This is a genomic window from Streptomyces sp. SAS_281 (genome assembly GCF_052542855.1).
The window spans coordinates 1-18912 of the sequence record NZ_JBMNDO010000148.1 but is presented as its reverse complement, the minus strand read 5'-3'; the positions used below and the strand labels follow the sequence as shown (position 1 = coordinate 18912).

The following is an 18912-nucleotide window of genomic DNA, read 5'->3' as shown; positions in this document are numbered from 1 at the left end:
CTTGACGGTGCGGGCCCCGGCTGCGAGGTACGCGTCCGGCGAAAATTAGGCCGGGACGATGTTCTCCGCCTGCGGGCCCTTCTGGCCCTGCGTGACGTCGAAGCTGACCTTCTGGCCCTCGACGAGCTCACGGAAGCCCTGGGCGTTGATGTTCGAGTAGTGGGCGAAGACGTCGGCGCCGCCGCCGTCCTGCTCGATGAAGCCGAAGCCCTTTTCAGAGTTGAACCACTTCACGGTTCCAGTAGCCATGTCGTTCTCCTAAGGAGGTGCAGTGCCGGAAATTCGCACTTTACGAATTCCAAGTCGCCGCATTGAGCCCCATCCGGAGAAAGCCGGAAAACAATAAAGCGCCTGACGAAGCATTCCGTCAGGCGCACATAAAGTTCATGGGTACCAAAACTGCAACACGCCCACCGTAGCACGAGCTGCGGTCGGATGTCGGGAGGTGGCCGGATCAGGCGTCGTTTCCCCTGCGGACGGTGCGCAGCGGGCGGCCGGGGTGCCAGGTGGTGATGACGATGGTGTCGCCGCCCTCCAGGCCCACCCGCACCACCTCGGTCGGCTCGACGCGGAAGAGGTGGAACGGCTCGGGCGGGGTGCGCTCCTCGATGAAGCGGGCGATGACGGCGGGGTCGGTCACCTCGACGGCGCGCCCGGAGATCCGGACGTCCCCGTCGGCCATCCCGGCGTCGGGCCCCGGGTTGGCGTGCACGCAGAAGCGGGGGTCGCGGCGCAGGTCGAGGGCCTTGCGGGAGTCGGGCATCATGCCGAGGTGCGGCTCGTCCTCCCAGAAGTCCACCTCCAGGCCGGTGAGCCGGGGCGATCCGTCCTTGCGGAGGGTGGCGAGGACGTGGTGCTTGTACAGGGCGAACCGTTGCCGCACGGTGTCGGCGAAGTCGGGTTCGGCGGTGCGGAAGTCGGTCCAGGTGATCGTGGTCATGAGGTCATGGAACCGGGGAATCCCGTCACCTTCTGTCCGGATTCCCGACGGTCGTGCTCCGGCCCACCCGTTCGGGCGCCCGCGCGGGGTGCGGAGCCCGGGTCCGGGCCGCCGTCGCGGGTTCGCTATCTTGATCGCCGCCGTCCCCCCACCGGCCCCCCGATCCCGTACAGACGAAGGAGCCGGCCATGGAGGCCGCCGCCACCACGTGCTACCGCCATCCCTCCTACGAGACGTATGTGAGCTGCGTCCGCTGCGAGCGCTTCATCTGTCCGGACTGCATGCGTGAGGCGGCGGTCGGCCACCAGTGCGTGGAGTGCGTCAAGGAGGGGCAGCGTTCGATCCGGCAGGCCAGGACCGCGTTCGGCGGGACGGTGTCGCGGACGGCGGTGCCGGTCGTCACGTACGCGCTGATCGGCCTCAACGTGCTCGCGTACCTCGCGGAGCTGATACGCCCGGGGGTGGTCGACCGTTTCGCGATGACGGGGGCCGGGCTGACCGACGCCGGCGGCGGGCAGTACGTCTACGTCGAGGGCGGCTACCCCGGGTTCGACGTGGTCGGGGTGGTGGACGGCGAGTGGTACCGGCTGCTGACCGGGGCCTTCCTGCATCTGCCGCCGGACGGCTCGTCGTTCGGTTCGCTGCCGTTCGGGGTGCTGCACATCGTCTTCAACATGTACGCCCTGTGGAATCTCGGCCGGGTCGTCGAGGAGCAGCTGGGCCGGGCCCGTTTCCTCGCCCTGTACCTGCTGTCCGCGCTGGGCGGTTCGGTGCTGGTGTACCTGATCTCACCGGGGGACGAGGTGGTGGGTGCCTCGGGCGCGGTCTTCGGCCTGGCAGCCGCGTTCTACGTCATCAGCCGCCGCCTGGGCCGGGACATGCAGGCGGTCAACAGCTTCCTGGCCGGGTTCCTGGTGTGGATGCTGCTCTCGGCGGCCTTCACCTCGTGGGAGGGCCACCTGGGCGGCCTGCTGGCCGGCGCCGCGGTGACGGTCGTGTACGCGTACGCCCCCGCCGGGCGGCGTACGGCGGTGCAGGCGGCCGGGTGCGTGGTGCTGGCGGCGGTGCTGGTGCTGCTGGTGGTCCTCAAGACGTCGGCGCTGACGGGCTGAGGGGGCGGGCCGGGGTGCCCCGGTCTGACACGATGACCGCATGCGGAACGATCACTTCACGGAGCGCTCGCGTGCCCTGGTGCGGCGGCTGCATCCTCTGGACTGGCTGGCCGGAGGGCTGCTCCTGCTCGGAGTGATCGCGGCGGCGACCGGGCTGCTGCCCGCCGGTCCGGCCGAGGACCAGCTGCGGCGCATCGGGCCGCTGCTCGCGTTCCTGGCGACGGTGATCGTGCTGGCCGAGCTGGCCGGCCGGGCCCAGGTCTTCGACGTGGTCGCGGCGTGGGTGGCGCGGGCCGGGCTGGGACGCTATCCGCTGCTGTTCGGGCTGTGCGTGGCGTTCGCCTCGCTGACCACGATCACCCTGAACCTGGACACCACGGCCGTGCTGCTCACCCCGGTGATGCTGGCGCTGGCCGGGCGGGTGGGCATCGCGGCGGTGCCGCTGGCTATGACGACGGTGTGGCTGGCCAACACGGCGAGCCTGCTGCTCCCCGTGTCGAATCTGACCAATCTGCTGGCGGCGGACCGGGTGGCGCTGTCCCCGGCCGGTCTGGCCGGTGTGATGTGGCTGCCGCAGCTGGCCGCGATCGGGGCGACCGCCCTGTGCCTGTGGGTGTTCTACTGGCGCCGGGGGCGGCGGGGCGCCGACACGTACACCCCGCCGCCGGTGCCCTCGCCCGAGGACCGGGTGCTGCTGGGCGTGTGCTCGGTGGCGTGCGCCGGGTTCCTGCTGGCGATCCTGGTGGTGGACGTGCCGCTGTGGTCGGCCTCGCTGGTGGCGATGGCCGTCGTGGTGGCGGCGTACGCGGTGCGGCGGCGCGAGGAGCTGCGGCTCTCGCTGGTCCCGTGGCGGCTGCTCGTCCTGGTGCCGGGGATGTTCCTGGTGGTGGAGACGGTGAACGCGCACGGGCTGCACGAGGTGCTGGTGCGGGCGCTCGGCTCGGACGACGGCCTCGGGGGCATGCTGCGTACCGCCGGGGTGGGCGCGGGGCTCGCCAACGTACTGAACAACCTTCCGGCGTACGTGGCGGGCGAGGCGGTCGTTCCGGCGGGCAACCACCATCAGCTGCTGGCCCTGCTGATCGGGGTGAACGCGGGCCCGCTGGTCACCCCGTGGGGGTCGCTGGCGACGCTGCTGTGGTTCGAGCGGTGCCGGTTCCAGGGGACGCGCATCGGCGTACGGCGCTTCGCGCTGACGGGACTGGTGCTCGCGGTGACGGCGACGGCGGCGGCGACCTGCGCGCTGGCGCTGACCGTGTGAGCCCCGGCGCCGGCTGCCCCCGGACGCGCCACGGCGCCTGCCGATTCGTCCGGTCGGGGACGGGCAGGCGCCGCGTTCAGTTCCGCACGCCGTTGTGCGGGACGTCTGTGTGCCGTGTCAGACCGTCAGGGCACGGTCCGTCGGGCGGATCGGGGCCGGCAGCGCGCTGGCTCCGGTCAGGAAGCGGTCCACGCCGCGTGCCGCGGAGCGGCCCTCGGCGATGGCCCACACGATGAGGGACTGGCCGCGGCCCGCGTCCCCGGCGACGAAGACGCCGTCGACGTTGGTCGCGTAGTCCTCGTCACGGGCGATGTTGCCCCGTGCGTCGAGCTCCAGACCGAACTGCTGGACCAGACCGTTGGCCTGGTCGGTGCCGGTGAAGCCCATCGCGAGCGTGACCAGCTGCGCGGGGATGACCCGCTCGGTGCCGGGCTTCTGCTCCAGCTTACCGTCCTTGAACTCCACCTCGACCAGGTGGAGGGCCTGGACGTTGCCGTCCTCGTCGCCCTCGAAGTGGGTGGTCGAGACGGAGTAGACCCGCTCGCCGCCCTCCTCGTGCGCGGAGGTGACCTTGTAGAGCATGGGGAAGGTCGGCCAGGGCTGGTTGGCGTTCCGCTCCTCGCCCGGCCGGGGCATGATCTCCAGCTGGGTGACGGACAGGGCGCCCTGGCGGTGCGCGGTGCCGACGCAGTCGGCGCCGGTGTCGCCGCCGCCGATGACGACGACGTGCTTGCCCTCGGCGGTGATCGGGGCGACCGTCAGGTCGCCCTCCTGCACCTTGTTGGCGAGCGGCAGGTACTCCATCGCGAAGTGCACGCCGTTCAGCTCCCGGCCCGGGACCGGCAGGTCGCGCGAGACGGTGGCACCGGCGGCGATGACCACGGCGTCGTAGCGGCGGCGCAGCTTGGCGGCGTCGATGTCCCGGCCGATCTCGGTCTCGGTGCGGAACTTGGTGCCCTCCGCGCGCATCTGCTCGATGCGGCGGTTGATGTGCGACTTCTCCATCTTGAACTCGGGGATGCCGTACCGGAGGAGGCCCCCGATGCGGTCCGCGCGCTCGTAGACGGCGACCGTGTGACCGGCCCGGGTGAGCTGCTGGGCGGCGGCGAGGCCGGCCGGACCGGAGCCGATGACGGCGACGGTCTTGCCGGACAGGCGCTCCGGCGGCTGCGGGGTCACGTCGCCGCGGTCCCACGCCTGGTCGATGATCGAGACCTCGACGTTCTTGATGGTGACGGCCGGCTGGTTGATGCCGAGCACACACGCCGACTCGCACGGGGCCGGGCAGAGCCGCCCGGTGAACTCCGGGAAGTTGTTCGTGGCGTGCAGCCGCTCGGAGGCGGCGGTCCAGTCCTCGCGGTAGGCGTAGTCGTTCCACTCGGGGATGAGGTTTCCGAGCGGGCAGCCGTTGTGGCAGAACGGGATGCCGCAGTCCATGCAGCGGCCGGCCTGCTTGCTGATGATCGGGAGCAGCGAGCCGGGAACGTAGACCTCGTTCCAGTCCTTGACGCGCTCGCCGGCCGGGCGGGTCTGCGCGACCTCGCGGCCGGTGGTCAGGAAGCCCTTGGGGTCAGCCATTGGTCGCCGCCTCCATCATCTTCTCGGTGGTCTCCTGCTCGGAGAGACCGGCGAGCTCAGCGGCGTCCTTGGCGGCGAGCACTGCCTTGTAGGTGGACGGGATGATCTTGCTGAAGCGGGCCACCGCGGTGTCCCACTCGGCGAGGAGCTTCCCGGCGACGGTGGAGCCGGTCTCCTCCTGGTGGCGGCGCACGACGTCGTGCAGCCACTGCCGGTCGGTGTCGGTCAGCTCCTCGACCGCGCCGAGGTTGCCGGCGTTGACGTTGTCGCGGTTGAGGTCGATGACGTACGCGACACCGCCGGACATGCCGGCCGCGAAGTTGCGCCCGGTCTCGCCGAGCACCACGGCGTGGCCACCGGTCATGTACTCGCAGCCGTGGTCGCCCACGCCCTCGGAGACGACGGTGGCGCCGGAGTTGCGGACGCAGAACCGCTCACCGGTGCGGCCGCGGAGGAACAGTTCGCCGCCGGTGGCGCCGTAGGCGATGGTGTTGCCCGCGATGGTGGAGTACTCGGCGAGGTGGTCGGCGCCGCGGTCGGGGCGGACGACGACGCGGCCGCCGGACAGGCCCTTGCCGACGTAGTCGTTGGCGTCGCCCTCCAGGCGCAGGGTGACACCGCTGGGCAGGAAGGCGCCGAAGGACTGGCCCGCGGAGCCGGTGAAGGTGATGTCGATGGTGTCCTGGGGCAGGCCCGCACCGCCGAACTTCTTCGTGACCTCGTGGCCGAGCATCGTGCCGACGGTCCGGTTGATGTTCCGGATCGCGATCTGCGCGCGGACCGGCTGGGCGGCCTCGGGGCTGTCGGCCTTGAGGGCGTCGGCGGCGAGCTTGATCAGCTCGTTGTCGAGGGCCTTGTCGAGGGCGTGGTCCTGCTCGGTGTTCCGGTACCGGACCGCGCCTTCGGGCAGCTCGGGGACGTAGAACAGCGGGGCGAGGTCCAGGCCCTGCGCCTTCCAGTGGGTGACGGCCCGGTCGGTGTCCAGCAGCTCGGCGTGGCCGACGGCCTCCTCGATCGTGCGGAAGCCGAGCTCGGCGAGGAGCTCGCGGACCTCCTGCGCGATGAACTCGAAGAAGTTGACGACGTACTCGGCCTTGCCGGAGAAGCGGTCGCGCAGCACCGGGTTCTGGGTGGCGATGCCGACGGGGCAGGTGTCGAGGTGGCAGACGCGCATCATGACGCAGCCGGAGACGACGAGCGGCGCGGTCGCGAAACCGAACTCCTCGGCGCCGAGCAGCGCGGCGATGACGACGTCGCGGCCGGTCTTGAGCTGGCCGTCGGTCTGCACGACGATGCGGTCGCGCAGGCCGTTGAGCAGCAGGGTCTGCTGGGTCTCGGCGAGGCCGAGCTCCCAGGGACCGCCCGCGTGCTTGAGGCTCGTCAGCGGGGAGGCGCCCGTGCCGCCGTCGTGGCCGGAGATCAGGACCACGTCCGCGTGCGCCTTGGAGACGCCCGCGGCGACGGTGCCGACACCGACCTCGGAGACCAGCTTCACGTGGATGCGGGCCTGCGGGTTGGCGTTCTTGAGGTCGTGGATCAGCTGAGCCAGGTCCTCGATGGAGTAGATGTCGTGGTGCGGCGGCGGGGAGATCAGACCGACGCCCGGGGTGGAGTGCCGGGTCTTGGCGACCCACGGGTAGACCTTGTGGCCGGGCAGCTGGCCGCCCTCGCCGGGCTTGGCGCCCTGGGCCATCTTGATCTGGATGTCGTCCGCGTTGACCAGGTACTCGCTGGTGACACCGAAGCGGCCGGAGGCGACCTGCTTGATGGAGGAGCGGCGGGCCGGGTCGTAGAGCCGGTCGGCGTCCTCGCCGCCCTCACCGGTGTTGGACTTGCCGCCCAGCTGGTTCATCGCGATGGCGAGGGTCTCGTGGGCCTCGCGCGAGATGGAGCCGTAGGACATGGCACCGGTGGAGAAGCGCTTGACGATCTCCGAGACGGGCTCGACCTCCTCGATGTCGATCGAGGGGCGGTCCGACGTGAAGCCGAACAGGCCGCGGAGCGTCATCAGCCGCTCGGACTGCTCGTTCACCCGGTCCGTGTACTTCTTGAAGATGTCGTACCGGCGGTTGCGGGTGGAGTGCTGGAGGCGGAAGACCGTCTCCGGGTCGAACAGGTGCGGCTCGCCCTCGCGGCGCCACTGGTACTCGCCGCCGATCTCCAGCGCGCGGTGCGAGGCGGAGATGCCGGAGGCGGGGTAGCCCTTGGTGTGCCGGGCGGCCACCTCCTTGGCGACGACGTCGAGACCGGCGCCGCCGATCTTGGTGGCGGTGCCGTTGAAGTAGCGGTCCACGAAGGACTGGTCGAGGCCGACCGCCTCGAAGACCTGGGCGCCGCGGTAGGAGGCGACCGTGGAGATGCCCATCTTGGACATGACCTTCAGGACGCCCTTGCCGAGCGCGTAGATCAGGTTGCGTATGGCGTCCTCGGCCTCGATGCCCTCGATGAAGGTGCCGGCCCGGACCAGGTCCTCGACGGACTCCATGGCGAGGTACGGGTTGACCGCGGCGGCGCCGTAGCCGATCAGCAGCGCGACGTGGTGGACCTCGCGGACGTCACCGGCCTCGACCAGCAGGCCCACCTGGGTGCGCTGCTTGGTGCGGATGAGGTGGTGGTGGACCGCGGAGGTGAGCAGCAGCGAGGGGATCGGCGCGTGCTCGGCGTCGGAGTGCCGGTCGGACAGGACGATCAGGCGGGCGCCGTCCTCGATGGCGGCGTCGACCTCGGTGCAGATCTCCTCGATCCGGGCGGCCAGAGCGTCGCCACCGCCGTGCACCCGGTAGAGGCCGGAGAGCGTGGCGGCCTTCATGCCCGGCATGTCGCCGTCGGCGTTGATGTGTATGAGCTTGGCCAGCTCGTCGTTGTCGATCACCGGGAAGGGCAGCGCGACACTGCGGCAGGACGCGGCGCCCGGCTCCAGCAGGTTGCCCGAGGGGCCGAGCACGGAGCGCAGCGAGGTGACGAGCTCCTCGCGGATGGCGTCCAGCGGCGGGTTGGTGACCTGCGCGAACAGCTGGGTGAAGTAGTCGAACAGCAGCCGGGGGCGGGCCGAGAGCGCGGCGATCGGCGAGTCGGTGCCCATGGACCCCAGGGGCTCGCCGCCGGTGCGGGCCATCGGGGCGAGGATGACGCGCAGCTCCTCCTCGGTGTACCCGAAGGTCTGCTGGCGGCGGGTGACGGAGGCGTGCGTGTGGACGATGTGCTCCCGCTCGGGGAGGTCCTCCAGCTCGATCTCGCCGGTCTCCAGCCACTCCTGGTAGGGGTGCTCGGCGGCGAGGGACGCCTTGATCTCGTCGTCCTCGATGATGCGGTGCTCGGCGGTGTCCACGAGGAACATGCGGCCGGGCTGCAGGCGCCCCTTGCGGACGACCTTGGCCGGGTCGATGTCCAGGACGCCGACCTCGGAGGAGAGGACGACGAGGCCGTCGTCGGTGACCCAGTAGCGGCCGGGGCGCAGACCGTTGCGGTCGAGGACCGCGCCGACCTGGACGCCGTCGGTGAAGGTGACGCAGGCCGGGCCGTCCCAGGGCTCCATCATCGCGGAGTGGTACTGGTAGAACGCGCGGCGGGCGGGGTCCATGGAGTCGTGGTTCTCCCACGCCTCGGGGACCATCATCAGCACCGAGTGCGGCAGCGAGCGGCCGCCGAGGTGGAGCAGCTCCAGGACCTCGTCGAAGGACGCGGAGTCGGAGGCGTCCGGCGTGCAGACGGGGAAGATCCGGTCGAGCGGCGCGTCGCCGAAGAGGCCGGAGGCGAGCTGGGACTCGCGGGCCTTCATCCAGTTCCGGTTGCCCTTGACCGTGTTGATCTCGCCGTTGTGCGCGACGAAGCGGTACGGGTGTGCGAGCGGCCAGCTCGGGAAGGTGTTGGTCGAGAAGCGCGAGTGGACCAGGGCGACCGCGGTGGCGAACCGGGGGTCGGAGAGGTCCGGGAAGAAGGGCTCCAGCTGACCGGTGGTGAGCATGCCCTTGTAGACGATGGTGCGGGCGGAGAGCGACGGGAAGTAGACCCCGGCCTCGCGCTCGGCGCGCTTGCGCAGCAGGAACGCCTTGCGGTCCAGCGCGATGCCCGTGCTCTCGCCGTCGGCGACGAAGAGCTGGCGGAACTCGGGCATGGTGGCGCGGGCGCCGTTGCCGAGGATGTCCGGGGTGACCGGGACCTCGCGCCAGCCGAGGACCGTCAGGCCCTCCTCGCCGGCGATCTTCTCCAGTTCGCCGACGGCGCCGGTGGAGTCGTCGGCGGGCAGGAAGGCGATGCCGACGGCGTAGGCGCCGGCCTCGGGGAGCGCGAAGGGGACCTCGGCGCGCAGGAACGTGTCCGGGACCTGGAGCAGGATGCCCGCACCGTCACCGGAGTCGGGCTCCGAGCCGGTGGCACCGCGGTGTTCGAGGTTGCGGAGCACGGTCAGCGCCTGCTCGACCATCTCGTGGCCGGGCACACCGGTCAGAGTGGCTACGAACCCCACGCCACAGGCGTCGTGCTCGTTGCGGGGGTCGTACATCCCCTGGGGGGCGGGGCGACCGTCCATGGGCGACCAGGCGTCGGTGCGCATCGGCTCTCCCGTCGTCGTCGTGGCATATGCAGTGCCGAGGGACGACGTTGGCCCTCTGCGAAATTTCGTGCAGATTACATGATGGGGCGCTTCTCAAAAAGCGGATGAACCATTCCAACATGCGGACACCGTCGACGACGGTGGAGTGGATCGCTGTCGGAGGATCGGCGCCCGGGAGACGCGGAGAGCAGGCGTCGTTGCCTGCGGTGTCTACGGCTCATGCCCGGTGGCGGAGAAAACGAAACCGCCGGGTAATGGCTACTTATGTGCAGCCCTGCATAGAGACTCATTTTACGGTGCGCGGCACGGTCACGCCCAGAGGCCCGGGCCAAGACGTACGTCACACGCGTGGCGTACGCGTAACGGGCCGATTGCGTGAACCGGCCCGTTACGCGTACGAAGCAGGCGGGGTCAGCCGCCCACCGCCACACCGAACAGGGCGCCCAGGCCGTACGTGATCGCGGCGGCGGCGCCGCCCAGCGTCAGCTGGCGCAGCCCGCTGAACCACCAGCTGCGGGCGGTCACCCGGGCCACCACCGCGCCGCAGCCAAACAGTCCGGCGAGCGCCAGCAGCACGGCCGGCCACAGCGCGTCGGCGCCCAGCAGGAATGGCAGCACGGGCAGCAGGGCGCCCAGCGCGAAGGCGCCGAACGAGGAGACAGCCGCCACCAGGGGCGACGGCAGGTCGCCCGGGTCGATGCCCAGCTCCTCGCGGGCATGGATCTCGAGGGCCTGCTCCGGATCGCGGGAGAGCTGGCGGGCGACCTCGCGGGCGAGCGCGGGCTCGACGCCCCGGGACTCGTAGAGCGCGGCGAGCTCCCGCTCCTCGTCCACGGGGTGCTTGCGCAGTTCGCGCCGCTCGACGTCCAGCTCGGCCTCGACCAGCTCTCGCTGGGAGGCCACGGAGGTGTACTCGCCGGCCGCCATGGAGAAGGCACCGGCGGCCAGTCCGGCGAGACCGGTGATGACGATGGTGCGGTGCGAGACGTCGCCGCCGGCGACACCGGTCATCAGGGCCAGGTTGGAGACGAGGCCGTCCATCGCGCCGAAGACCGCGGGACGCAGCCAGCCGCCGTTGACGTCGCGGTGGGTGTGGTTGTCCCGGTGCGCCTCGTGCAGTACGGCGTCCGTCTCGATGATGGCCACGACTTATCCCTCTCCCCTGGGTCCGGCTTCTCCGGAGGTGGGCCTCCTGCCCGCCCACTCCCGCTCGACACCATCGAAAGTACGCACGAAAAATCGCTCCTGCCAGCAAGGCAGGCCGTACTTACCACCCTGCGTAATCGGATAGGTACGGCTTGCCTTGCTGTCCGGAAGGTTTCATCCGAGTGGCCCTTTTGTGTGCATAACCGGCCTTTGTCCCGGCTCGGCGTGGAACGGATCCCACAGGCACGAGTACTGGCTCGGTACGAGCGAAGGGTCGACGCGATGGAGACGGTCGCAGGAAATCCGACGGCGCCGCGGGCGGGCGGCACACCGACGGCACGGCTTCCGGACGAGCCGGCCCCGGGCGGGCCCCGCGACCGGGCCAGGGGCGCGCTGCTCGGCCTCGCGGTCGGCGACGCGCTCGGCGCCCCGGCGGAGAACATGCGGCCCTCCGAGATCCGCCGCCGCTGGGGCCGGATCGAGGGCTTCGTCAGCGACGACCCCGCGGGCACCGACGACACGGAGTACGCGATCTTCTCCGGGCTGCTGCTGGCCCGGCACGGCTCGGGCCTCACCGTCACCGATGTCGAGCGGGCCTGGCGGCTGTGGATCGCCGACCTGGACGAGGGGCCGTTCCGGGGAGCCGGTTTCAGCGAGCGCGGCACGCTGGAGAATCTCCGCCGGGGCCTGGCCGCGCCGATCTCCGCCCAGCACCGGCACGCCTGGAGCGACGGCCTGGCGATGCGGGCCGCGCCCTTCGGCGTCTTCGCGGCCGGGCGCCCCGCCGAGGCGGCCCGGCTGGTCGCCGTCGACGGCCGGGTCAGCCACGAGGGCGAGGGCATCTACGGGGGCCAGGCGGTGGCCGCCGGGGTGGCCGCCGCGATGACCGGCGCCTCGGTCACCTCGGTGATCGCCGCCGCGCTCTCGGTCGTCCCCATGGACTCCTGGACGGCCCGCTCCCTGCGCCGCGCGGTGACCGCGGCGCAGCGCCCCCACCCCGACCGCCTCACCGGCGAACGCGCGGTCCGCTCGGCCGTGGTGGTCGGCGGCTACCCGTGGACGGACCTGGCCCCGGAGGCGGTCGGCCTGGCCTTCGGCGCCTTCGCGGCGGCCCGCGGCGACTTCCGTACGGCGGTGCTGATGGCGGTCAACATGGGCCGCGACGCCGACACGACGGCCGCGGTGGCGGGCGCCCTGTCCGGCGCCCTGCACGGCGCGTCGGCGATCCCCCGCCTCTGGGCCGACGCGATCGGCCCGGTACGCGGCAGCTGCCTGCCGTCGATGCGCGGGTACCACGTGGCGGACATCGCGGACCTGCTGGTGGCGGGCGCGTCCGGGGCGGCCACCCCGGACGAACCTCCGCTCGCCCCGGCGCCGGGCGCGGACCCGGCCGAGGCGCCGGGCCCGGAGGCGGACGGCGCGGCGGCGACCGGGGCGACGGACGACCCGCAGACGACCGGCACGGCCACGAACGGCACGACGGCCACCGGGGAAGCGGCGACGGACGACCCGCAGACGACCGGCACGGCCGCGACCGGCACGACGGCGAGCGGTTCGGCGACGGACGACCCGCAGACGAACGGCACGGCCACGAACGGCACGGCGGCCACCGGGGAGGCGGCGACGAACGACCCGCAGACGAACGGCACGGCCACGAACGGCACGACCGGAGACACGAGCCGTGTCCCGGCGGAGGACCTCGTACACGCCCGGCCGCCCCGCGGCCCGGCCACCCCGGTGGGATCCGCCGCCGTGCGGCCCCGGCCCGCCCTCGCGGCCGCCCCGCCGGATCACCTCCAGGCGGGCGGCCCGGCGGCGTGCCCCGGTGGCCCACCGGGCCGGGCCTCCGCCGGGGAGGACCACCAGGGCCCCGGTGCCCGTGCGGTGTCCCGGTGAGCGGGGCGCGGCGCGCCCGCATCGAGGGGCTGCTCATCGGGCTGGCCGCGGGCGATGCCGCCGGGTGGCCCGCGGCTCGGCACCGGGCGGCCCGGATGCCCGAGTGGACCCGGCGCCTGACCCGGGAGCTGGACACCTTCGCCGAGCAGAACGCGACGACCACGCTCCCCGTGCCCATCGCCCTCAACCAGCCCCCCGAGCCGCTGCGGCTCGGGCCGTCCGACGACGCCGAGTGGGCGGCGTTCGCGGCGGGCACCGTGCTGGCGGCGGCCCCCGGTCCCGCGCGGGCCCGGCCCGCCTCCGCCCCGCGCGACGCACACGTGCGCGCCGCCGTCGCCGGGGCCTGGAACGCCCTCGCCGCCGAGGTCGCCGCCGCCGCGGCGCGGGCGACCGAGGTGGAGGCGGCCGTGCTGCCGTTGCGGGCGCGGATCTCGGTGCGGGCCGGACTCGGCAACCTCGCCGCCGGGCTGCGGCCGCCCGCCACCGGGCACGACAACCCGCACTACTTCGACGACGCGGCGTGCGTACGGGCGGCCGTGCTGGCCGTCGTCCACCCGGGCGACCCCCGCGCGGCGGCGGAGCTCGCGGAGTTCGACGCGCGCTTCACGCAGGACGGGGACGGGGTGCACGGGGCGCGGGCGATGGCCGCCGCGAGCGCCGAGGCGCTGGGCGGGGCGGACGTGGACACAGCGGTCGACGCCGCGCTGGCCCAGCTCCCCGACGGCACCGAGATCGCCCGCAACGCGGCCCACGCGGTCCGGATCGCCCGGGAGTTCGCCGGGGAGCGGGCCGGGGCGTTCGCGCTGGTCCCGGTCCTGGAGCACCAGATCGTGGACCACGTCTACAGCTACGGGATCGCCGCCGCCGAAACCGTACCGGTCGCCCTCGCGCTGACCGCCGCGTCCCGGGGCGACATCGCGCAGGCCGTGCCCGCGGCGGCCTGCCTGTCCCGGGTCGCGGACTCCGCGCCCGCCCTGGCCGGCGCGCTGACCGGGGCACTGGGGTCCATCGGCTCCGTGCCCGACGGCTGGCGCGAGACCTGCCGGACGCTGGCCGGCTGCGCGCTGCCCCGGTTCGCGGGCACGGATCTGCTGGAACTCGCCGGGCTGCTGGCAGACACGGAACCGGCCCCCATGGGTGGACAATTCGGACATGACCTCCACAGTGCCCCTGACGCCCACGACGTCCCCCTCCCCCACGACAGCCACGACGCCCGCGACCCCCGGGGCGCCCACGCTCGATGACCGGATCGCCGGCGCCCTCGTCGGCGCCGCTGTCGGCGACGCGCTGGGCGGCCCGGTCGAGGGCCGCTCCCCGGAGCAGATCACGGCCCGGCACGGCGGCAGGATCACCGGGATCGTAGGCCCCTGGGACGGCGACGACTGGCGGACGGCCCGGCCGATCGCCCCGTACCACAAGGGGGACGGGCACGTCACCGACGACACCCTGATGACGCACGCGCTGGTCCGGGTGTACGGGAAGGTGCGCGGCCATCTCGACGCGTACGCGGTCGCCGACCACCTCGTACCGGAGATGATCGGCGAACCGCGCTGGATTCCGGAGCTGGAGGCCGAGGCGCTGCCGCTCCAGCGGGTCTTCCTCGCGGAGAAGTGGATCGTCGCCCGGCTGCACTACGGCCACGTCGACCCGCGCGAGGCGGGCTCCGGAAACATCGTCAACTGCGGGGCCGCGATGTACATGGCCCCGGTCGGTCTGGTGAACGCCGCCCATCCGCAGGCGGCGTACGCCGAGGCGATCGATGTCGCCGGGGCCCATCAGTCGAGTTACGGCAGGGAGGCGGCGGGCGTCTTCGCGGCCGGAGTGGCCGCCGCCTGCGCGCCCGGCGCGACGCCCACCACGGTGGCGGAGGCGTGCCTGTCGCTCGCCAAGGACGGCACCAGGGCCGCGATCGAGGCCGTCTGCGAGGCGGCCGCCCGCCACCGGGACGTCGAGTCGGCGCTCGTCCCGGTGCGCGCGGCCGTCGCCCCCTTCGACACCGTCGGCCCCGACTACCGCGCGCCCTCGCTCGGCGCCCGCCGCCCGTCCCGGCTGCACGCGATCGAGGAGCTGCCGGTCGCCCTCGGCATGCTCCTGGCCGCCGGCGGGGACTACCGGCAGGCGGTCCTCGGCTCGGTCAACTACGGCCGCGACTGCGACTCGATCGCCACGATGAGCGGTGCGCTCGCGGGAGCCCTGCACGGCGAACGCGCCGTCCCCGCCGACTGGGCGGCCACCGTCGCCGAGGCCAGCCGCCTCGATCTGCGCGCCCCGGCCCGGACCCTGGCCGATGTGGCCCGCGAGGTGTTCGCGCGGGACACCGCACGCCGCCGGGCACACGAGGCCGCCTTCGCCGCGCTGGCGGGCACCCCGTGACCACGGCGGTGCGGGTGACCTGGGTGCAGCCGGAGGACCTGGTGGGCCACGAGCTGCGGCAGGCCGCCGAGGACGGCCGCGACGCACGCGACATCGCCCGCCGGTGGTACGAGGCCGGAGGCTCCCCCGCCCCGGAGCGCGCCGGCGCCTCCGGCCCCGGTGCCCCGCCCGGGCTGCGCGCGGTCGCGGAACGGCTGCTCCACGAACTCGCCCTGCTGGAGTCCCCGCTGGCCGGTGACGAGCCGGACGGCCTGGACGAGATCCGGGCCGCCTGCCCGCAGTGGCCGCACGACCGGGACGTGCGGCCGGCCGCCCGGGAGCGGCTGCACGCCGCCTGGCTGGGCCGCGCCGCCGGCTGCCTGCTGGGCAAACCGGTCGAGAAGCTGCCGCTGGAAGGCATCCGTGCCCTGGCCCGGGCCACCGGCAACTGGCCGCTGAACACCTGGTTCACCGCCCGGGGCCTGCCCGCCCCGCTGGCCGCCGCCTACCCGTGGAACCGGCGCTCCGCGCCCACCTCGCTCGCCGAGAACATCGACGGGATGCCCGAGGACGACGACCTCAACCACCCCCTGCTCACCCTGGTGCTGCTCCAGCGGCACGGCACCGCGTTCACCACCGCGGACCTGGCCCGGCTCTGGCTGGACGAGCTGCCGGCCGGGCGCACGTTCACCGCCGAGCGGATCGCGTACCGCAATCTGCTCGACGGCATCGAGCCCCCGGACACCGCCCGCCACCGCAACCCCTTCCGCGAGTGGATCGGCGCCCAGATCCGGGCCGACGTGCACGGCTGGACCCGGCCCGGCGACCCGGCCGGGGCCGCGGAACAGGCGTACCGCGACGCGGTCCTCACCCATACCGGGAACGGTGTCTACGGCGCGATGTTCACGGCGGCGGCGCTGGCCGAGGCGGCCACGGGCGAGACCGACGCGCACGGCTGCCTGGCCACCGGCCTGCGCGTGGTGCCGCCGCGCTCGCGGTTCGCGGCGGCGGTACGCCACGGCATCGCGGCCGCCCGCGGGGAACGGGACTTCGATACGGTCGTGGACCGGTTGCACGCGGCGTACGGCAGGTACCACTGGGTGCATGTGCTGCCCAACGCGGCCCTGCTGGCCGCCGCGCTCACCCACGCCGACGGCGACTTCACCGGTTCGATCTGCAAGGCGGTGTCCGGCGGCTGGGACACCGACTCCAACGGCGCGACCGCCGGTTCGCTCGCAGGACTGCTCGCCGGGCGGCCGGACGCGCTGCCCGACCGGTGGACCGCCCCGCTGAAGAACCGGCTCGCCACGTCCGTCCCCGGTTTCGACGGGACCGGCTTCGACACCCTGGCCGCCCTGACCCACCGGCTCACCCACGAGGAGGCACTCCGCCCATGACCAGAATCGCGGTGCTCGGCAGCACCAATATGGATCTTGTGGCCTACGTCGACCGGGCCCCGGAGCGCGGACAGACCGTCACCGGACGGGAGTTCCGCACCATCCCCGGCGGCAAGGGCGCCAACCAGGCCGTCGCCGCCGCCCGCGCCGGCGGCGACGTGCTGATGATCGGCGCGGTCGGCGACGACGAGTACGGCGTACGGATGCGGGAGAACCTGGAGCACTCCGGCGTCGACACCGATCTGCTGCACACCGCCGAGGGCCCCAGCGGCACCGCGCACATCGTGGTCGACGCCAAGGGCTCCAACGCGATCGTGGTCATCCCCGGCGCCAACGGCACCATGACCGCGCTCGGTCCGGGCGAGGTGGCCGCCATCGCCGAGGCGGATCTGCTGCTGCTCCAGCTGGAGCTGCCGATGTCCGCCGTGATCGAGGGCGCCCGCGCCGGGCACGCCCAGGGCGTACGGACCGTGCTCACCCCCTCCCCCGTGCAGGAGCTGCCCTCCGAACTCCTCGACCACGTCGACCTGCTGGTGCCCAACGAGCACGAGGCTGCCGGGCTGTCCGGCTACGACGACCCGCACGCGGCTGCGGAGATCCTGCTCGGCCAGGTCCCCGCGGTGCTCATCACGCTCGGCTCGAAGGGCAGCCTGTACGCGGCCCGGGGCAGCCGCACCATCCACTTCCCGGCCCCGGACGTCACCGCGGTCGACACCACGGGCGCCGGGGACACCTTCGTCGGCACCCTGGCCGTGGCGCTCGGCGAGGGACGTCCGGTCCCGCAGGCCGTCGCCTGGGCCTCGGCCGCCGCCGCGCTCTGCGTGCAGAAACCGGGCGCCTCGGTCTCCATGCCGTACCGCAGCGAAATCGACGGCGCATGAGCGCCCCCGCGGCGCCGCCGCTCACCGGACTGCGGGTCGTCGATCTCGCCACGCTCTTCGCGGGCCCGCTCTGCGCGACGATGCTGGGCGACTTCGGTGCCGAGGTGATCAAGGTCGAGCACCCGGTGCGCCCCGACCCCTCCCGGGGCCACGGACCCGCGAAGGACGGCGTGGGCCTGTGGTGGAAGCTCCTCGGCCGCAACAAGCGCAACCTGACGCTCGACCTCTCGGCGCCGGAGGGACGCGACGTGCTGCTGCGGCTCGCCGCCGGCACCGACGTGATCATCGAGAACTTCCGGCCGGGCACACTGGAGCGGTGGGGCCTCGGGCCCGATGAGCTGCACGCGGTCAACCCGCGCCTGGTCCTCGTGCGCGTCACGGGCTTCGGCCAGTTCGGCCCGTACTCCCACCGGCCCGGCTTCGGGACGCTGGCCGAGGCGATGAGCGGCTTCGCGGCGATCACCGGGGAGCCGGACGGACCGCCGACCCTGCCGCCGTTCGGCCTGGCCGACTCGATCGCCGCGCTCGCCACGGCGTACGCGGTGATGGCCGCGCTTGCCGGGCGCGACCGGACCGGCGAGGGCCAGGTGGTCGACATGGCGATCATCGAGCCGATCCTGACCGTGCTCGGCCCGCAGCCGCTCTGGTACGACCAGCTCGGTTACGTGCAGCCGCGCACCGGAAACAGGTCGCGCAACAACGCCCCGCGCAACACGTACCGCACCTCGGACGGGCAGTGGGTGGCCGTCTCCACCTCCGCGCAGTCCGTGGCGGAGCGGGTGATGCGGCTGGTCGGCCGGGCGGACCTGATCGATGAGCCGTGGTTCGCCTCGGGCGCCACCCGAGCCGAGCACAGCGACGAGCTGGACGAGGCCGTGGGCCACTGGATCGCCCGGCACAGCCGGGAGGAGGCCCTGTCCGCGTTCGAGAAGGCGGAGGCCGCCATCGCCCCGATCCACGACGTACGGGACGTGATGGAGGACCCGCAGTACCGGGCGCTGGACACCATCACCGAGGTGGACGATCCGGAGCTGGGCCCGCTGCGGATGCAGAACGTCCTCTTCCGGCTCTCCCGGACCCCGGGCGCGATCCGCTGGACGGGCCGTCCGCACGGGGCCGACACCGAGGAGATCCTGACCGAGCTGGGGCTGAGCGGGCCCGAGATCTCGGCGCTGCGGGCGGAGCGGGTGCTGTGAGCGCGGCGGCCCCCCTCACCCTGCTGTACGTGCCCGGCGACCGGCCGGACGTCGTGCGCAAGGCGGCCGGCGCGGCGCCGGACGTGGTGATCGTGGACCTGGAGGACGCGGTCGCCCCCGACCGCAAGGAGTACGCGCGCGCCGCGACGGTGGAGCTGCTGTCGGACCGGCCGTCCGCCACGGCGCCGCCCGTCCATGTCCGGGTCAACGACGAGGCGGACGTCCTGGCGCTGGCCGGGCTGCCGGGGCTCGCGGGGCTGCGGCTGCCGAAGATCACGCACGCCGCGTCCGTGCACCACATCGCGGCGCTGGCCCCCGGGGTGGCCCTGTGCCCGCTCCTGGAGTCGGCCCTCGGCATCGAGCACGCGTACTCGGTGGCTTCGGCGCACCCCCAGGTCCGCGCCATCGCCCTGGGCGAGGCGGACCTCCGCGCGGATCTGGGCGTACGGGAGGACGCGGGGCTCGACTGGTCGCGCAGCCGGGTGGTGGTCGCGGCCCGTGCGGCGGGCCTGGCGCCGCCCACGCAGTCGGTGTACGCGGACGTCCGCGACCTGGACGGCCTCTGGTCCTCCTGCGCCCACGGGCGCGCCCCGGGCTTCCT

At 73.2% G+C, this 18912-nt stretch carries 13 protein-coding genes and 1 pseudogene; 9 read left to right on the top strand and 5 right to left on the bottom strand.

The window, feature by feature from the left end:
- Positions 1-45 precede the first annotated feature (45 nt).
- Both ACN6LM_RS34170 and ACN6LM_RS34165 read right to left on the bottom strand, forming a co-directional pair.
- On the bottom strand, positions 46-249 hold the full coding sequence (locus ACN6LM_RS34170; protein ID WP_018104519.1) for a cold-shock protein: 204 nt from the start codon (positions 247-249) through the stop codon (positions 46-48).
- Positions 250-454: 205 nt separating this feature from the next.
- Positions 455-940: a pyridoxamine 5'-phosphate oxidase family protein gene (locus tag ACN6LM_RS34165; protein WP_445069267.1), complete on the bottom strand. Its 486-nt coding sequence runs from the start codon at positions 938-940 to the stop codon at positions 455-457.
- 188 nt (positions 941-1128) lie between these two features.
- Between ACN6LM_RS34165 and ACN6LM_RS34160 the strand changes: the two genes are divergently transcribed.
- Positions 1129-2052 carry a rhomboid family intramembrane serine protease gene (locus tag ACN6LM_RS34160; RefSeq protein ID WP_445069266.1) on the top strand — a complete coding sequence of 308 codons (924 nt, stop codon included), beginning with the start codon at positions 1129-1131 and terminating at the stop codon, positions 2050-2052.
- A 40-nt stretch (positions 2053-2092) separates the two neighbouring features.
- The gene (locus ACN6LM_RS34155; RefSeq protein WP_445069265.1) at positions 2093-3313 is read left to right on the top strand and encodes an SLC13 family permease; all 1221 of its coding nucleotides are present in this window, start codon (positions 2093-2095) and stop codon (positions 3311-3313) included.
- 117 nt (positions 3314-3430) lie between these two features.
- On the opposite strand, the gene ACN6LM_RS34150 is transcribed toward ACN6LM_RS34155, so the two are convergent.
- The 3 genes from ACN6LM_RS34150 to ACN6LM_RS34140 all read right to left on the bottom strand — a co-directional run bounded on the left by ACN6LM_RS34150 (position 3431) and on the right by ACN6LM_RS34140 (position 10589).
- The gene (locus tag ACN6LM_RS34150) at positions 3431-4891 is read right to left on the bottom strand and encodes a glutamate synthase subunit beta (protein WP_445069264.1); all 1461 of its coding nucleotides are present in this window, start codon (positions 4889-4891) and stop codon (positions 3431-3433) included.
- The gene (gltB, locus tag ACN6LM_RS34145; RefSeq protein ID WP_445069263.1) at positions 4884-9443 is read right to left on the bottom strand and encodes a glutamate synthase large subunit; all 4560 of its coding nucleotides are present in this window, start codon (positions 9441-9443) and stop codon (positions 4884-4886) included. Before gltB ends, ACN6LM_RS34150 begins: the two co-directional genes overlap by 8 nt.
- A 411-nt stretch (positions 9444-9854) precedes the next feature.
- Positions 9855-10589, bottom strand: a complete 735-nt coding sequence (locus tag ACN6LM_RS34140) for a VIT1/CCC1 transporter family protein (RefSeq protein ID WP_445069262.1) — start codon at positions 10587-10589, stop codon at positions 9855-9857.
- 282 nt (positions 10590-10871) lie between these two features.
- Here ACN6LM_RS34140 and ACN6LM_RS34135 point away from each other — a divergent pair.
- The 7 genes and pseudogenes from ACN6LM_RS34135 to ACN6LM_RS34105 all read left to right on the top strand — a co-directional run.
- A pseudogene (locus ACN6LM_RS34135) lies at positions 10872-11924 on the top strand (ADP-ribosylglycohydrolase family protein); the annotation flags it as partial.
- Between the two features lie 557 nt (positions 11925-12481).
- On the top strand, positions 12482-13729 hold the full coding sequence (locus ACN6LM_RS34130; protein WP_445069261.1) for an ADP-ribosylglycohydrolase family protein: 1248 nt from the start codon (positions 12482-12484) through the stop codon (positions 13727-13729).
- Positions 13638-14858, top strand: coding sequence for an ADP-ribosylglycohydrolase family protein (locus tag ACN6LM_RS34125; RefSeq protein ID WP_445069260.1), 1221 nt, complete (start codon positions 13638-13640; stop codon positions 14856-14858). The genes ACN6LM_RS34130 and ACN6LM_RS34125 overlap by 92 nt, the downstream gene beginning before the upstream one ends.
- Positions 14855-16234, top strand: a complete 1380-nt coding sequence (locus ACN6LM_RS34120) for an ADP-ribosylglycohydrolase family protein (protein ID WP_445069259.1) — start codon at positions 14855-14857, stop codon at positions 16232-16234. The genes ACN6LM_RS34125 and ACN6LM_RS34120 overlap by 4 nt, the downstream gene beginning before the upstream one ends.
- The gene (gene rbsK / locus ACN6LM_RS34115; RefSeq protein WP_445069258.1) at positions 16231-17115 is read left to right on the top strand and encodes a ribokinase; all 885 of its coding nucleotides are present in this window, start codon (positions 16231-16233) and stop codon (positions 17113-17115) included. The genes ACN6LM_RS34120 and rbsK overlap by 4 nt, the downstream gene beginning before the upstream one ends.
- Positions 17112-18311: a CaiB/BaiF CoA transferase family protein gene (locus ACN6LM_RS34110; protein ID WP_445069257.1), complete on the top strand. Its 1200-nt coding sequence runs from the start codon at positions 17112-17114 to the stop codon at positions 18309-18311. Before rbsK ends, ACN6LM_RS34110 begins: the two co-directional genes overlap by 4 nt.
- Positions 18308-18912, top strand: a 605-nt coding sequence (locus ACN6LM_RS34105) for an HpcH/HpaI aldolase/citrate lyase family protein (RefSeq protein WP_445069256.1), incomplete at its 3' end; no start/stop codon positions are given. The genes ACN6LM_RS34110 and ACN6LM_RS34105, both read left to right, overlap by 4 nt.